This is a genomic window from Burkholderia sp. Ac-20379 (assembly GCF_017104645.1).
Classification (GTDB): domain Bacteria; phylum Pseudomonadota; class Gammaproteobacteria; order Burkholderiales; family Burkholderiaceae; genus Burkholderia.
Map to the genome: position 1 here is coordinate 1 of NZ_JAAGPF010000067.1, position 15,918 is coordinate 15,918.

The 15,918-nt window shown below is 63.7% G+C and carries 13 protein-coding genes and 1 pseudogene; 3 read left to right on the forward strand and 11 right to left on the reverse strand.

Annotation, left to right across the window (positions count from 1 at the left end):
- Window positions 1-320, forward strand: a pseudogene (locus G3N92_RS11820) (SMI1/KNR4 family protein); the annotation flags it as partial.
- A 15-nt stretch (window positions 321-335) separates the two neighbouring features.
- Here G3N92_RS11820 and G3N92_RS11825 read toward each other — a convergent pair.
- The 6 genes from G3N92_RS11825 to G3N92_RS11850 form a co-directional block, all read right to left on the reverse strand.
- The gene (locus tag G3N92_RS11825; RefSeq protein ID WP_206127656.1) at window positions 336-2,702 is read right to left on the reverse strand and encodes a TonB-dependent receptor; all 2,367 of its coding nucleotides are present in this window, start codon (window positions 2,700-2,702) and stop codon (window positions 336-338) included.
- Between the two features lie 277 nt (window positions 2,703-2,979).
- On the reverse strand, window positions 2,980-5,292 hold the full coding sequence (locus G3N92_RS11830; RefSeq protein WP_206127657.1) for an EAL domain-containing protein: 2,313 nt from the start codon (window positions 5,290-5,292) through the stop codon (window positions 2,980-2,982).
- 7 nt (window positions 5,293-5,299) lie between these two features.
- Window positions 5,300-5,929 (reverse strand): methylamine utilization protein, encoded by a 630-nt coding sequence (locus G3N92_RS11835; RefSeq protein ID WP_241014741.1) that lies wholly within the window; start codon window positions 5,927-5,929, stop codon window positions 5,300-5,302.
- A 62-nt stretch (window positions 5,930-5,991) separates the two neighbouring features.
- Entirely contained in the window at window positions 5,992-6,432 is a 441-nt protein-coding gene (locus G3N92_RS11840) for a group 1 truncated hemoglobin (protein ID WP_206127658.1), read from the reverse strand.
- A gap of 2 nt (window positions 6,433-6,434) precedes the next feature.
- Window positions 6,435-7,343 (reverse strand): DUF3034 family protein, encoded by a 909-nt coding sequence (locus tag G3N92_RS11845; protein ID WP_206127659.1) that lies wholly within the window; start codon window positions 7,341-7,343, stop codon window positions 6,435-6,437.
- 270 nt (window positions 7,344-7,613) lie between these two features.
- Window positions 7,614-7,970 carry a hypothetical protein gene (locus G3N92_RS11850; RefSeq protein ID WP_206127660.1) on the reverse strand — a complete coding sequence of 119 codons (357 nt, stop codon included), beginning with the start codon at window positions 7,968-7,970 and terminating at the stop codon, window positions 7,614-7,616.
- Between the two features lie 371 nt (window positions 7,971-8,341).
- On the opposite strand from G3N92_RS11850, the gene G3N92_RS11855 reads away from it, so the two are divergent.
- Both G3N92_RS11855 and G3N92_RS11860 read left to right on the forward strand, forming a co-directional pair.
- Window positions 8,342-9,286 (forward strand): dihydrodipicolinate synthase family protein, encoded by a 945-nt coding sequence (locus tag G3N92_RS11855; protein ID WP_206127661.1) that lies wholly within the window; start codon window positions 8,342-8,344, stop codon window positions 9,284-9,286.
- 186 nt (window positions 9,287-9,472) lie between these two features.
- Entirely contained in the window at window positions 9,473-10,156 is a 684-nt protein-coding gene (locus G3N92_RS11860; RefSeq protein WP_206127662.1) for a GntR family transcriptional regulator, read from the forward strand.
- A gap of 19 nt (window positions 10,157-10,175) precedes the next feature.
- Here the strand turns inward: G3N92_RS11860 and G3N92_RS11865 are convergent, their stop codons facing one another.
- From G3N92_RS11865 to G3N92_RS11885, 5 genes are all read right to left on the reverse strand, one after another.
- Window positions 10,176-11,315 (reverse strand): alkene reductase, encoded by a 1,140-nt coding sequence (locus G3N92_RS11865; RefSeq protein WP_206127663.1) that lies wholly within the window; start codon window positions 11,313-11,315, stop codon window positions 10,176-10,178.
- 86 nt (window positions 11,316-11,401) lie between these two features.
- Entirely contained in the window at window positions 11,402-12,094 is a 693-nt protein-coding gene (locus G3N92_RS11870; RefSeq protein WP_206127664.1) for a type 1 glutamine amidotransferase domain-containing protein, read from the reverse strand.
- 105 nt (window positions 12,095-12,199) lie between these two features.
- Window positions 12,200-12,808: a TetR/AcrR family transcriptional regulator gene (locus tag G3N92_RS11875; protein ID WP_206127665.1), complete on the reverse strand. Its 609-nt coding sequence runs from the start codon at window positions 12,806-12,808 to the stop codon at window positions 12,200-12,202.
- Between the two features lie 268 nt (window positions 12,809-13,076).
- Window positions 13,077-14,216 carry an EAL domain-containing protein gene (locus G3N92_RS11880; RefSeq protein ID WP_206127666.1) on the reverse strand — a complete coding sequence of 380 codons (1,140 nt, stop codon included), beginning with the start codon at window positions 14,214-14,216 and terminating at the stop codon, window positions 13,077-13,079.
- 72 nt (window positions 14,217-14,288) lie between these two features.
- The gene (locus G3N92_RS11885) at window positions 14,289-15,869 is read right to left on the reverse strand and encodes a methyl-accepting chemotaxis protein (RefSeq protein ID WP_206127667.1); all 1,581 of its coding nucleotides are present in this window, start codon (window positions 15,867-15,869) and stop codon (window positions 14,289-14,291) included.
- Between the last annotated feature and the right edge of the window lie 49 nt (window positions 15,870-15,918).

Sequence of the window (15,918 nt, forward strand, 5' to 3'; positions counted from 1 at the left end):
GCGGCGATGCACTCGCCAGCCTGGCCGGCGCGGTGCCGGCCGCGCTGATCCGGGCACTGCTCGCGGCTGGCGCCGCACCGGACGCGGCGGCCATGGCGCAATGCGTGGCCTATGGCGCGGACGACAGCGCCCGCCTGATCCACGCGGCGCTGAGCGCGCACGGCAAGGATGCCGACGCCGCCTATCGCGGCGCCCGCGACGCCCTGCTCGCCCGCCTGCTCGACAGCGCCAAACGCGTGCGCAGCGGCAAGCTCAGCCACTACCTCGGGCTGGACGGCCTGGAGGCGCATGCCGCGCGCCTGCAGACCTTCGTGCCGTAAGCCGCGACGCGATGCTTAGAAGTACTTCGTCACGCCCGCATACACGGCGCGGTACGGGCCGTATTGCGGAGCGAACACGCCGATGCCCGAACCGTCGCGCAGCGCATACGAATCGCCAAACGCGTTGACCAGCACCAGCCGGCCGTCGACCTTGCCGATCCACGGCAGATCGAGGCGCTGCACCACCGACACGTCCACCTGCTCGTACCACGGCAGCTTGCCAGTATTCGCGAAGCCCTCGCGCAGCCCGCTGCCGACGATGCCGTCGAACGAGAACGTCGTCTGGCGATACGTGTACGCGCCGCCGAACGAGATCGTCACGCGCTGATCGTGGTCGAGGTTGACCCAGTGGTTCGAGATGTAGGCCAGCTCGTCGGGATCGAAATTGAACTGCGCCGAGTTGACGTTCTTGCCCATCGCATGGCTGAACGCCACGTTCAGGTAGGCCGACAGGTTGCGGTGCTTGTAGTTGGCCGTCAGTTCGAGGCCGGCCACCTTGCCGTACTGATAATTGAACGGCGTGTAGATCAGCGCGCTGCCGAACTGGCCGAGATCGAGCAGGTTGTGCGCCTTCTTGTAGTAGCCGTCGATGCCGAACGTCAGGTCCGAACCCACCTGCTGGATCACGCCGATATCGAAGTAATCGTCGCGCTCGGGTTGCACCGCATCGTTCTGCGTGATCGCGCTGGCGTTGGTGGTGCCCGCATAGCGGCCGATCGTCGAGCTCGACACCAGCTCGAACGACGGCGGCGTGAAGTAGCGCGAATAGCCGGCGTGCAGCGTCGTGCCCTCGGCCGCCTTGAACACCAGCCCGATGCGCGGGCTCAACTGGTTCGCCGTGACGTACTGATCCATACCGTCGTAACGCACGCCGTAGTTGATCGTCAGGCGCGAGTTGATCTTCCATTCGTCCTGCAGATAGGCGCTGTACAGGTAGCCCGTCTTGCTGTCGGCGCTGGGGATCGAGAACGGCACGTCGGCGCTCTGATTGCCGTCCGCGTCGGTCGGGAACACCGACACGTTGTCGCGGAACTCGGCGTGCTCCTGCTGCAGGAACAGGCCGGCGCGCAGCGTGTGATGCTCGTTCAGGCGGTAGGTCGTATCGGCCTGAATGCCGTTCGCGGTGTCGCTGTGGAAATCCTGCGACGCCACGCCGTTGTAGATCAGGTCGCCGATCGGATCGGGGTTGAACTGCGTGCGCGTGTAGCGCGTGAAGAACGCCACCTGGTAATCGAGCGCCGTACCGACCGTGCCCTGCAGCGCCACCACCGCGAAGTTGTTCAGTTCGGACTGCGTTTCGTTCAGGTTGGCCGAATCGAAGCTCGGCGTGCCGGCCAGCGAGAAGTTCGGCGTGAGGCCCGGCGTATTCGGGATCTCGAACTGATTCGAGGTGGTGCCGAACATGAAGCTCACGCGCGTTTGCGGATTCAGCACGTACGACAGATAACCGAACGCGTCGCCCTGGCGCGTGTGGTCGTGCAGCGGGCTCGGCGACGAGGTGGGCGCTTCGATGCCGAGGTTGTTGACGCCGAGCGAGCCCGAGAAGTAATAGCTGAGCTTGCCCTGGTTGCCGTACACGTCGGCGCTCGTCTTCAGCGTTTGATGGCTGCCGCCGAACACGTCGATCGAGCCGCCGTTGCCCAGCTCCTCGCCCGATTTGGTGTGGATGTCGACGATGCCCGCCGTGCGATAGCCGTATTCCGCCGGCAGCGCGCCCGTCAGCAGATTGACGTGATCGATGATGCGCGTGTCGAGCGATTGGCCGAAGCCGCTGATCGGCTCGGGAATCAGGATGCCGTTGATCCGGTATTGCAGATCGGCGTGATCGCCGCGCACGTGCAGTTGTCCGTAGGAATCGTTCGCCACGCCCGGCGCTTGCAGCAGCACGCGGTTCAGCGGCGTATCGGCGCCTTGCGGCATCGCGTCGATGTCCTGGCTCGAAATGCGGTAGATGCTGCTGCCCGTTTCGGGCAGCAGGCCGTTGCGGGCGGCGTCGAGCCGCTTCGCCGTGACCTGCACCGCCTTCATGTCGACCAGCGCGGCGTCGAACGGCAAGGTGACCGAAATATCGGCCGGATGCGCATCCGACGGGCTGACCGTGCGCTTGACCGAGTCGTACCCCGACGACGACACCTCCAGCGTGTACGTGCCCGCCGGCACGGCGGCCAGCGCAAACCGGCCCTTCGCATCCGTGGCCAGATGCGCGACGTCGTGGCCATTGGCGTCCTTCAGCACGACGTTGGCCGCATCGACCGGCGCACCGGCCGAATCCACGACCACGCCGCCCAGCGCCGCGGCGGGCGGGGCCGCATGGGCGTACTGCGAGACGAGAGCCGCCACGGCCAGCAGAATGGCGCGAGGGTGGGGAGCAGGTGTTTTCATGGTCGAAGGCGCGCGGTAACAGGGGTTCGGCGGCGACCTCGGCAGCATGCGGGACAGGACACACGCGCCGGATCGGTCAATGGCGCGATATGATATAACGTATCTTTTTGTAAAAAGAAGCGTTGTTTAAGGGATGTTGTTAAATCGTTGAGGTTTCCTACAAATGAAAGCGATTAACTTTCTAATCAATTAAAAATAATCGAAACAGGAATTAAATCGCAAGCCGATTCGAGGCTGAACGAAGCCTTCGGCATGGCGGGCAGCGCCCCGCGAAACCTCAGGCAATCGCCCAATCGTCGAGCCAGGCCTCGAGCTTCAGCGGCGGCAGCGGACGCGTCAGGTAATAGCCCTGCACGAGATCGCAGCGCAATTCGCGCAGGCGCGTCAGCACCTCCTCGCTCTCCACGCCTTCGGCCACCACCTTCAGCCCCATGTTGTGCGCCAGGTCGATGGTGGAACGCACGATGGTTTCGTCGTCCTTGTGTTCGGTCATGCCCATCACGAACGACTTGTCGATCTTCAGCTCGTCGATCGGCATGCGCTTCAGATAGGACAGCGACGAATAGCCGGTGCCGAAATCGTCCACCGCCAGATGAATGCCGAGCGCATGCAGGCGGTCGAGCGTTTCGATCGCGTGGTTCGGATCGTCCATGATCGCGCTTTCGGTGATCTCGATCCACAGCATGTCCGGCGACACCCCATGCTTCTTCAGCAGCGCATCGAACGTATCGGGCAGCGTCGATTGAATCAGCTCGCGCGCCGACACGTTGACCGACACGGCGAGATGAATGCCCATCGCCTCCCACGCGGCGATCTGGCCGATCGCCTTGTCGGCCACCCATTGCGAGATCACCTTGATGTAGCCGGTTTGTTCGGCGAACGGAATGAACTGATCGGGCGCCACGAAGCCGCGCGTCGGATGCTCCCAGCGCACCAGCGCCTCCACGTACTTCACCATGCCCGTCGCGAGATCGAGCTTCGGCTGGTAGAACAGCGTCAGTTGATCGTGCTCGACGGCCTGGCGCAGCTCGCTCATCAGCGACAGCCGTTCCGCGTTGTTCTGGTCGTGCTTCTTGTCGTACAGCGCGTAGCCGGCGTTGGCGCGCTTCGCCACGTACATCGCGATGTCCGCGCGGCGCATCAGCGCGTTCATGTCGGTGCCGTGCTGCGGATACGCGACGATGCCGATGCTCGCGCCCACGTCCACCAGTTGCCCTTCGATCGTGATCGGCTGTTCGAGCGTCTTCAGCAGGCCGGCGGCCACGCGCTCGGCATCCGCGCTCGAATAGCCGGGCAGCAGCACGGCGAACTCGTCGCCGCCGAGGCGCGCGACCAGATCGATCCGGCGCAGCGCGGCGCGCAGGCGCGCCGCCACTTCGCACAGCAGAAGATCGCCGATCGGATGGCCGAGCGTGTCGTTGACCAGCTTGAAGCGGTCGAGATCCATCATCATCACGCTGAACACCTGGTCGGACGCCTTGCGGCCCCCATTCGCCAGATCGATCGCTTCCTGCAGGCGATCGTTGAAGCGCGCGCGGTTCGCCAGCCCCGTCAGTTGATCCGTGTAGGCCAGCTCGACGATATGCTGCTCGCGCTCGGAAATCGCGGCCTGCATGTGGTTGAACGCCTTGGCCAGTTCGCCCAGCTCGTCGTGACGCGTCACCTGGATCGGTTCGTTGTACTCGCCCTGCCCGACCCGGCTCGCGAAGCGCGCCAGCGCCGCGATCGGCTTCGTCACGCTGCGCGCGGTGAGCATGCTGCCCACCACCGAGAAGAACACGCCCAGCGCGGTAATGATCAGCAGCGTCGTCTGCAGATGCAGATACGGCGCCATCAAATCGCGCAGCGAGCGCTGCAGCATGACGGCGGCCGGCTCGCCGCTCGATTGCAGCATCACGAGCCGCGTGGCGTAATCGCGATCGGCCGTGTTGGCGACGCTCGCGCGAACATGATCCTTGTCGTGCAGCGAGGTGGCCAGCAGGTTCCAGCGGCCATCGGGGCGGCGGTCGAGGAACGAGACGTCGAGCGAGGTCAGCGCGGCCGTTTCCTTCGCGACCGCGTCGTCGATCACGAAGCCCATCGCCACCCAGCCGATCGTGATCGGCGCCTTGACCGGCACGGCCACGACCTGATACAGCTTGCCGTCGACCGCGACGATCGACGAGGCGTCGTGTTGCTCGCGCGCCGCCTGAATCAGGCTGCTCAGCGGAAACCGCACGCTCGCCTGCGTGTCGCCGCGGCTGTCGGCGATCAGCTTGCCGTCGAGATCGGCCAGCATGACGACGTCGGCGTCGATCCGCGCGCCGTGGTTGTGCAGCGCCGATACGACGGTGTTCTCGTCGTGCGTGGCCACGGCCTCGCGAAAGCCGAAATCGGCCGCCACCACGCTCGCGGCCTGCGTCAGCTTTTCGCCGTTCGAACGCAGCACCTGATGGAATACACGTTCCGCCACCACCAATTGCTGATTCGCGTTGCTGCGCGCGTTCTCGCGAATGACCGTGCTGATCACGCCGAACGCCGCGAGCTGGGCCACCAGCATCAGCGTCACGACAACGATTGCGATCTGAGCGCGCAGGCTTTGGAATTGCATGAAGCGCCTATTGGGCAGACAGGTTCAGCTTGAACGAAGCCGATGCGCCCGCCGGCAGCTTCTGCGCCGGCAGCGTCTTCGCGTCGGCGAGGCGGTAGTGCCAGGCCGTCACGGTGTAGTCGTCGGGCGGCAGCTTGTCGATCGTGGCATGGCCGGCGGCGTCGGTCTTGGCGAACCACGGCGTATCGACCACCATCAGGTAGCCGACCATCGTATCGTGAATGTTGCAGCCCATCACGACCAGGCCCGGTTTGTCGAACACCACCGGGCTGGCCGGCGTGCTGTGATACAGGTGCAGTTCGAACTTCTTGGCCGGCGAGAACGAATACACGTCGTGCTCGAAGTTGTCCTTGTTCGGAAACTTGACCGACGTGCCCGATTGCACCACCGACACGAGCGGCACGAACTGCCGCTTGATCTGATCGATCACGGCGTTGGCCGGTTTCGCGGGCGGCAGCTTGCCGCTCGACGGCGTGGCATAGACGACCGCATCGGCCAGCGGCGCGCCGTTCTGGTCGACGACGCTCACGTCGATGCTCGCCGCGTTCGCCGCGGCCGCATGCAGCGCGAGCCAGCAGGCCGCCGCGCCGATCGCGCCGCGCGCGAGGAACCGCCGATTGTCGGAATGCTTTGCCATGGTGCCGGTGTCAAACGAAAGAGGTTGTGTGTGCAACGTCCTGGATGCGTGCGCCGGGGCGTTCATTCGCGATCCTGCACGTCGCGATACATCGGCGCGAGCTTCGCCAGCAGCTTGTTCTGCGCGCGGAACGGCACGCCGTGCTTGTCCATCGACGTCTGCAGATCCTCGATCAGCGCATCGAACGCGGCGCGATCGATGTTCTGGCCTTCGTGCGAGCGCTTCATGGTGCGGCCCGTGTACACGCAGGGGCCGCCCAGCAGCACGCAGAACTGCTCGGCGAGCTTCTGCTTGATGCGCTTGATCGGCGCGCCGTCGAAGTATTCCTTGGTGCGCGGATCGACCAGCAGCAGGTCGTAGAAATCGTCGATGATCTTCACGAGGCCGGGCTGGCCGCCGAACTGCTGGTACAGCGCGTCGTCGGCGTGCGCGGCGGGAGCGAACATCAGGCCCAGCGCGATCGAGGCGCAGGCGACGAAACGGTTCAAGGTGCGGAGCGTCATGATCAGAACCCCACTTGCAGCGAGGCGTACGGGCCGCGCTGGCTCTGGAACGTGGCGATGTCGCCGAGCATGACGTAGGCGAGCGTCAGCGAAACGAGCTTGTTCGGCGCCCACGCGATGAACGCATCGTAGGCGTTCTGCTCACGCGCGAAGCCGAGGTTGTTCGGCTTGGTGCGGTATTCGGCGCCGAGCGCGAAGTAGCGCGAGAACAGGTACGCCGCCGATGCTTCGAATTCGGGGTGATAGCTGTTCGATTTGTCGCCGCCGAAACCGAGCAGACCGAACTGATTGGCCTTCGTGAAGCGCAGCGTGCCGTTGAGCAACAGGCTCTGCGCGAGCAGCAGCTTGGTGGCCGACAGATAGAAGTCCGTACCGGAATCGCTGGTCGCGCCCACCGCCTTCACGACGTTGCCCTGCTCGTTGTGCTTGAACTGCACGCCCACCGCGACCTGCGGTACCCAGGTGTCCTGATCGAGGATCGCGTCGCCGAACAGGCGCACCTTCACGCCGATGGTGTCCATCCTGAACTTGAAGCCCGAACCGAGCCCGAGCTGCGCGCCGGCCTGGCGCGTGTCGAACTCCTGGCGCGCCACCGACAACTCGACGCGATTGCCGATGCCGATCGCCGCGCCGTATGTCGTCAGCGCGAAATCCTGGGTGCGCACATAGGTGGCGTGCACGTTGGCGCCAACCTGCGACGCCGTGCCGTAGCCGCCGATCACCGCCCACGGCGTCAAGCCGCCGCCCGCCGAGCCTTCGATCTGCGACACGCCGCCGGTCAACAGGAGCTTGCCGGAGGTCAGCCGCGGAGTCAGGAAATCAGGCTCGTCGGCCAGGGCCGCCGGAGAGTGGATGGCGAGGGCGGCAAAAGCCGCCGACGCGAGCGGCCAGGCCGTGGATCTGCAACGCATGTGGGATCGTCAAAAGTGGATCGGGACGCGCTGGCGCGGTACGTCGAAAGCGGCTCGCTGCGCGTCGTTCGCGGGCGGGACAATCGACAGAGCGCCGCCGCACCTCACGCATAACGGCGCGGAAATGGCGGACTTGAGGGAAACCGGGCCGATCGCGCGGTGCGCATTGGTCGGATCAAAACCGTCGATTGGCAATGCCGAATGAGAGGACGCTATTCATTCCCAATCGAATATAAAAGGCAAGATCGCGCCGTTTTCAGCGCCATCGGTTCAGCGCCCCGCCAACCCCAGCAGACGCTCGCAATCGGCGCTGTCTTGCGCCGCCGTGCGCTGCTGCGCGGCGTCGAGCTTCGCAAAACGCGACATCGCATCGCGTGCGGCCGGCGCGTTGTATTCGATCTTGCTCAGGGCGTAATCGGCGTTACCGTTCTCGACGATGGCCCGCATCGTCTTGTCCGGATCGCGGCTGCCGGTCGTCATGGCGTGGCAGAACAGCGCCGTGTAGTAATCGCGCTCGGCCGGGGTGTAGCGCGGGCGCAGCAGGTAGGCCGTCGCGGCGGCCAACAGCAACGACAGGAAAAGCAGTAGCGCGATCGCGCGCTTTCGGTTGGCAAAGCGGTCGGTCATCGAACCATCGGCATGGGTTGAGCGTGTGAAGGACAGGGCCTGCGGAAGGCCGGCCGCGGATCATACCGGCAACCCGGATTGCCTGCGTTCCGGCTGTCGACACGCCATCCAATTGCATAAAATATCCCCAAACCTCCTCCACAAGAATCACCCAACAAAATCCACAAATTCATATAAATCATGGATATAAGACGTATCCAACAAGCATCCGAGCGCGATCCTCAGAAATATTTTGTATAAAATATCCGCGTACGCTACTATGCCGGCGTGGGATCACGACGTGCAACGCATGCCCCACCGAGCCGACGGGGCAGACCGATTGCCTCTTGCCGCAGCAGCCGAATCCTCTAACGAATGCCGAAGGAAACACCATGAGCGACAACATCTTCAAGGGCACCATTCCCGCCCTCATGACGCCCTGCACCGCCGATCGCCAGCCCGATTACGACGCGCTCGTCGCGAAGGGCCGCGAGCTGATCGACATCGGCATGAGCGCCGTGGTCTATTGCGGTTCGATGGGCGACTGGCCGCTGCTGAGCGAAGCGCAGCGCCAGGAAGGCGTCGCGCGCCTGGTGGGCGCCGGCATCCCGACGATCGTCGGCACCGGCGCGGTGAATTCGAAGGAAGCCGTGTCGCACGCCGCGCACGCCGCGAAGGTGGGCGCGGGCGGCCTGATGGTGATCCCGCGCGTGCTGTCGCGCGGCTCGTCGGCCACGGCGCAGAAGGCGCACTTCTCGGCGATCCTCGAAGCCGCGCCGGCCCTGCCGGCCGTGATCTACAACAGCCCGTACTACGGCTTCGCGACGCGCGCCGACCTGTTCTTCGAACTGCGCGCGAAGTACCCGAACCTGATCGGCTTCAAGGAATTCGGCGGCGCCGCCGACATGCGCTACGCGGCCGAACACATCACGAGCCAGGACGACAACGTCACGCTGATGGCCGGCGTCGACACGCAGGTGTTCCATGGCTTCGTCAATTGCGGCGCCACCGGTGCGATCACCGGCATCGGCAACGCGCTGCCGCGCGAAGTGCTGCAACTGGTGGACCTGTGCGGCAAGGCCGCGAAGGGCGACGTGGTCGCCCGCCGCCAGGCGCGCGAGCTCGAAGCCGCGCTGGCCGTGCTGTCCTCGTTCGACGAAGGCACCGATCTGGTCCTCTACTACAAGTACCTGATGGTCCTGAACGGCGACAAGGAATACACGCTGCACTTCAACGAAACGGACGTGCTGAGCGAAGCGCAGCGCCGCTACGCCGAAACGCAGTACACGCTGTTCCGCACGTGGTACGCGGGCTGGTCGAAGGAAGTCAGCGCGTAACGGCAAGGGATCGAGGCCGCCGCACCGCCTCGTGTCTTTCCCGACGGCCAGCGCAAGCTGGCCGTTTTGCTTTTCCGCCCGAATCGCTCACAGGCGGCGGCCGCGTTTTTATACAATATGCGTTCAGCATGACGGCAACGGCTTCGTCCGCTCGCCCCCGCCCCACGATACGGACGATTTTCCGCAATGAATTCCACAGCACCCGCCCCCCGGTTTTCGGCCACCACCGTTGCGGAACGGGCGGCCGACGAGCTTCGCCGCCGAATCATGTCGGGCGAACTGCCCGAGGGCTTCCAGCTTCGGCAGGACGCGCTCGCGGCCGAGCTGGGCATCAGCCGCATCCCCGTGCGCGAGGCGCTGGTACAGCTCGAAGGCGAAGGGCTCGTGCGGATCGTGCCGCACAAGGGTGCGGTGGTGTCCGAACTGTCGATCGACGAGATCAGCGAGCTGTTCATGCTGCGCGGGCTGCTCGAGCCGCTGCTGCTGAAGAAATCGGCACCTCGGCTCACGCCCGACGATTTCCTGGAACTCGACGCGATCCTCGCCGAATACAAGCACGAGCTCGACGCGCAGCATTCGAATCGCTGGGGAGAACTGAACACCAAGCTGCACGACGTGCTGATGTCGCGCGCCGAGCAGCCGCGCACGCTGGCGATCGTCACGAGCCTGTTGCAGCAGACCGACCGCTATACGCGGCTGCAACTGTCGCTGAGCGCCGAAAGCTGCCGCCGCGCCGAAGAGGAGCACGCCGAACTCGTACGCCTCTGCAAGATCGGCGACGTGCGCGGCGCGGCCGCGCTGCTGAAGAAGCACATCGAGCACGCCTGCGCCGAGCTCGAGAAATTCGTGCTGTCCCGCCGGCGGCTGTGAGCAGGCCGCTACGACGCATTCAGGCGTCGCACGCCGCCGCTTCGTACACCGGATAATCCACGTAGCCCTGCTCGCCGCCGCCATACAGCGTCGGCGCATCGAGCGCGTTGAGCGGCCAACCGTTGGCGATCCGCTCGGGCAGATCGGGGTTCGCGATGAACGGGCGGCCGAAACCGACCAGATCCGCCAGCCCCGCGTCGACGAGCCGCTCGGCGCGCTCGGCCGTGTAGCGGCCCGCATACAGAATCCGCCCCGAGAACACGCGCCGCACGTCGCGGCGGAACGCGTCGGGCAGGTCCGGCGCGTTGTCCCAATCGGCCTCAGCGATCGACACGTACGCCACCCCGGCCGCTTCCAGCACCTTGATCGCCTCGATATAGGTGGCGTGCGGATCGGCTTCCACCAGCCCGATATAGACGCGATCCTGATCGGTGCTTTCGAACAACGGCGTGAAGCGCACGCCCATCCGGTCCGCGCCCACTTCGGCCGCCACCGCCGCAACGATCTCGCGCAGGAAGCGCAGCCGGTTCTCGAGCGAGCCGCCGTATTCGTCGTCGCGCCGGTTCGCGTGCTCGGAGATGAACTGATTGACGAGGTAGCCGTTGGCCGCGTGGATCTCGACGCCGTCGAAACCGGCCGCCATCGCATTGCGCGCGGCCTGCGCGTACAGCGTCACGAGTTCGCGGATCTCGCGCCGCTCCAGCGCGCGCGGCTCGGGCGGCTCGACGAGCGTGCCCGTGTCGGGGCCGGTGGCGATGAACGCGCGCACCTTCTCGGCCCGGATCGCCGACGGCGCGACCGGCGCGCCGCCATCGGGCTGCAGCGCGTGATGCGACACGCGCCCCACGTGCCAGAGTTGCGCGAACATCACGCCGCCCGCGTCGTGCACGGCCTCGGTCACTTGCCGCCAGCCGGCGATCTGCGCATCGCTGTAAATACCCGGCGTCCAGGCATAGCCCTGGCCTCGCGGCTCGATCTGCGTGCCTTCGCTGACGACCAGCCCCGCGCCGGCGCGCTGCCGGTAGTAGCGGGCCATCAGCGCGGTGGCCGCGTCGCCGTCGCGGCTCGCCCGTTGGCGCGTCAGCGGCGGCAGCAAGATGCGGTTCCTGAGAGTGAACGGGCCGAGCGCCACGGGCTCGAAGAGGGATTGTCGTTGCATGACGATTTCGATTCGGATGACGAAATAAATGAAGCGGACGGGCGCGGCGATGTGCCGGCCGCGCCCGCCGGACGGCGGGCGAACGCTCAGGCCGTGCCGCCCTTCACGAGGTGCGCGAGCAAGCGCGCCGCGGCTTCGGCCGACGAGCCGGGGTTTTGCCCCGTGATCAGCAGCCCGTCCTGCACCACGTAGGACGCCCAATCGTCGCCGCGCGAGAAGCGGCCGCCGTTCTTCTTCAACTCGTCTTCCACGAGGAACGGCACCACGTCGCTCAGTTGCACCGCATCTTCTTCCGTGTTCGTGAAGCCGGTGACCTGCTTGCCGTCGACCAGCGGGCGGCCGTCGGCGGCCTTCACGTGGCGCAGCACGCCGGGCGCATGGCAGACGAGCGCAACCGGCTTGCCGGCCGCGATGAACGCTTCGATCAGCGCGATCGAATTGGCGTCTTCCGCCAGATCCCACAGCGGGCCGTGGCCGCCCGGATAGAACACGGCGTCGAAGCCGGCCCCGTCGATGCCGTTCAGCGGCAGCGTGGCCGCCAGTTGCCGCGTGGCGGCCGCATCGGCCTCGAAGCGGTGCGTGTGCTCGGTCTGGAACATCGGCTCGTTGCTCTTCGGATCGAGCGGCGGCTGGCCGCCCTTCGGCGAGGTCAGGACGATCTCGGCGCCGGCATCCTTGAACACGTAATACGGCGCGGCCAGTTCTTCGAGCCAGAAGCCGGTCTTGAGCCCGGTGTTGCCCAGTTGGTCGTGCGAGGTAAGAACCATCAGGATCTTCATGGTGTATCGCTCCTTCGAGATAAACGGCGCCTTAAATTAGACCAGTCGTCTAGATTCAGCGTCAAAAAAAGCACTTCGCGAGAAGTGCTGCGTTGGGCGCCGGGATCAGCCGGCGATACCCAGGATCTTGCGGGTGGTCACGAGCGCCGTTTCGAACGGCTGCATGCTACGGACGATCTTGACCAGAATGCTTGCGCCCAGCCACAACTCGTACAGGCTTTGCGCGACCTGCGCGGCCTCGCCGTCGAACGACAGCGAGCCGTCGCCGCGCCCGGCCTCGATCGCGACCGTCAGCTTGGCCACGATGGCCGAGGTGCCGCGATCGAGCGCCGCGCGCATCGTTTCCGACAGGTCGACGACCTCGGCGGCCAGCTTGACCGCCAGGCACTTGCCCTGACAATCGAACGACGCCTGATTCGAGCGCCACTGCTGCCAGTACGTCATCAGGCGCTGCGCCGAGGTTTGCCCCGGCGCGGCCAGCGTGACGTCGAGATCGGCCAGATAGTCGTCGAAATAGCTGTTCAGCAAGGCTTCGCCGAATGCGTCCTTCGAACCGAAGTAGTGGTAGAACGAGCCCTTCGGCACGCCCGCGGCGGCCAGGATCTCGTTCAATCCGACGGCCGAAAACCCCCGGGTCGCCATCAAGGTCTGGCCAACGGAGATGATGCCCTCGCGGGTATCGGAAAAGGTTTCGCGGACGGCGGCTGAGTTCATGGAGCGAGACTGTAGCATCGATTAGACCAGTCGTCTAGTGGTTGGTCATGATTTTTTGGATGAGGCGTTCTATACCTTGCCCGCTGCAGGCCCTCGGATCGAAGAAATAATGGGAGCCTCGATGGAGCTCAATGCGCAGCGCGGCAGTGCAACAGTGCGGCGGCGGAACGCCAAGGCGTCCACGCCTCGTCACCGCGGTTCGATGCTCACTTCCATGAATGAATTCAGCATATCGAATCGATGGGTGGGACCGAAGTTTCAAGACCGCCTAAAGCGGAGCGATGTGATCTCGACTGCCCACCTCAAAGCTCAACGCATAGTTCAATGCATCTCCGAGCCGCCCGCGGGCGTCCAAAATTGCGGACTTCACCGACTCCGTCACGGGAACAGAATCCCAGAACGCCTTCTTTTCCAAGCCGTACCTGACATGCACCAACGACAATAGGCCCACGAGCCTCCCGCTCTGCACTTCGTTCTCGCACCTTGAAATGCGCCTGAGATATTCTTCAGCCAAGGTAGCGCGCTGACATGCCAAATCGACCAATGGATCGAGGCCAACCGTCGAAGCCCCGCCGTAGAGCGCGACCACGCACCAATGAACGATGCGCCGCGAGCCAAGAATCGCAAGCGCATGCAACGTTGACGTGTACTGCCGGTCATTGAGCCGGCCGACATTCGCCGCATTGGCGAATTTCAAGATCTGCACGCACAGCGCAGGCGCACGCTCGATCGACCGCTGAATTTCCCGCATATCGGCCCCCGATGTCGCTTTGCGGATCACATCCAACACGACGGCCAGATCGGTCCGAGGCGCCGAGGAAGACAGAACCTCGGGCATGCAAAAGTAGTACCCCTGAAATAGATCGCAACCCAACCGCATGGCCTCGCCGTAATCTTCGCGGGTTTCTATCTTTTCGGCCAATATCACCTTGCCTCTTTCCTTGAAATGTTCAATTAGCTCACATCTTTTTTCCGCACCAACGTGAGGCCAATCGACCTTCACGACATCGATCACCGGAAGGAATTCATCGATGGCGGCCGTCCTGCACCGGACATCATCCAGCGCCAACCGGAACCCCTTTGCCTTGAGCGCCTCGCAACGCGCGAAGAGCAGCGAATTCAGTTCGCATGTCTCCAACAATTCAAGCACGAAGCGATCGCTCGGCAAGATGTCGACGATTGGCGATTTCAAAAACTCCGTCGTGCAGTTGAGAAAATAAGATCCCTGCCGGCTTACTGCCTGCAATCCAATTACACCGAGGGAAGCCTCGATGACGCAAAGCGTGGTTCGCATTCCGTCGAACTGCTGATTCACGCTGGCGGCGTTTCCGCGATAAAGCAGTTCGTGCCCGTAGAGTGAACCTTTTCGATCGGTAATGGGTTGCCGGGCGATAGTGATATTTTTCAATTCTGCTGTTTCCCGCTTCTTACCTGCTCTCGTTACCTTTCACTCCATTGCACGCCATATCTTCAATCGCGGCTACGCCGCTTGCCGCCCTTTCACCTTGAACACCGATACGGCATCGGACAGCCTGAGGGATTGCTCGTTGAGCGAACTCGCGGCTGCCGCTGCCTGCTCAACCAATGCGGCGTTCTGCTGAGTAACGAGATCCATTTGGCCGATCGCTTCATTGATCTGCTCGATGCCCTTTGCCTGCTCGTATGATGCCGTGGAGATTTCCGCAACCAAGCTTGCGCCGGAGCGAATCGATCGATTGACTTCATCGACTTTTGCGACCACTTCATCCGCCTGTTGCGCCCCCTCGGAAACCAACTGCACCGACAGCACAATCAACTCCTTGATCTCCTTTGCCGCCACGGCGGAACGTTGCGCGAGGCTGCGGACCTCGCTGGCCACAACCGCGAACCCCCGGCCTGATTCTCCCGCGCGCGCGGCTTCGACAGCCGCATTCAACGCCAGAATATTCGTTTGAAATGCGATGCCCTCGATGACGCTGGTGATATCGGAGATCTTCCGCGAGCTCTCGTGAATGCGGCTCATCGTTGCCACCATATGCTGAACGGCCGCACTGCTTGCCGTGGCGATGTTCGTGGCATTCGATACCAACGCGTTCGCTTCCCTGGCGTTTTCGGTGTTGTTTCTGACCGTCTGCGTCAGTTCGGTCATACTCGCGGCCGTTTGCTCCAGCGAGGCCGCCTGTTCCTCCGTGCGCGCGGACAGATCGATGTTTCCCGCGGAAATCTCCCGTGCCGCCGTGGTGACATGGTCGGTGGAAAAATGGATGGCTTCGACAGCCGCCGCAATCTTGTCCCGCATCGAAGCCATCGAATGCATCAGGCTGCCGCCGAGCCCGTTCCGGAGCACGACATCGGCGGTCAAATCTCCGTCCGCCAAACGCGCGACGAGCGCCGCCGCATACGCAGGCTCGCCTCCCAGTTGGCGCTCGATGCTCCTCGATATACGCCAGCCGACAAGCAATGCCACTGCGATGGACACGGCGCCGAAGCTCAGCATGAAGGTGACGGCCGTGCGGTAGGTGGCATGCGCGGCTTCCGCATTCGCGGTGCTGGACTGCAATTCATATTGTTCGAACCGACGCAGTATCTCGATCCATTTGTCGAAAGCCGGCCCCGCCTCCGTCATGAGATACCGAGCCGCATCGGGATCATTTGTTTGACCCAGCTGCACGACTTTTTTTATCGATGGCATTGCGGCAACGTAAGCATCGGATATTTTCGACATCCAAGCATGTTCTTCATCGGCTGTCGTCGGGTCATGGTCGAAAAGCGTAGCCAGACTTGAATATGCCTTTTCGTAATCCTGAATCCTGGCATCGAAATCGGATTTTTCATTCGACAGATCTTTGGCATCGGTCAGAAAGATCAGGTTGCGCATCGCCATGGACGCGCCGAAGGCGGACGCCGAAGCCTGACTCAGTTCACCGTTCTCCTTCGCACCGTAGTCGACATCCGCAACGATGCTGTCGTTCAGTGTCTTAAGCTTGTAAAGACCCAGCGAACACACGATCAGCAGGATGGCGAGGATCACGCCAAACCCCATGTAAAGGCGTGCGCGAAGCGTGTAGGATTGAAGATTCATATGAAGTTAGCTTTGTTGTCGTGTTACCCGATCGACGACGGCCGATCGT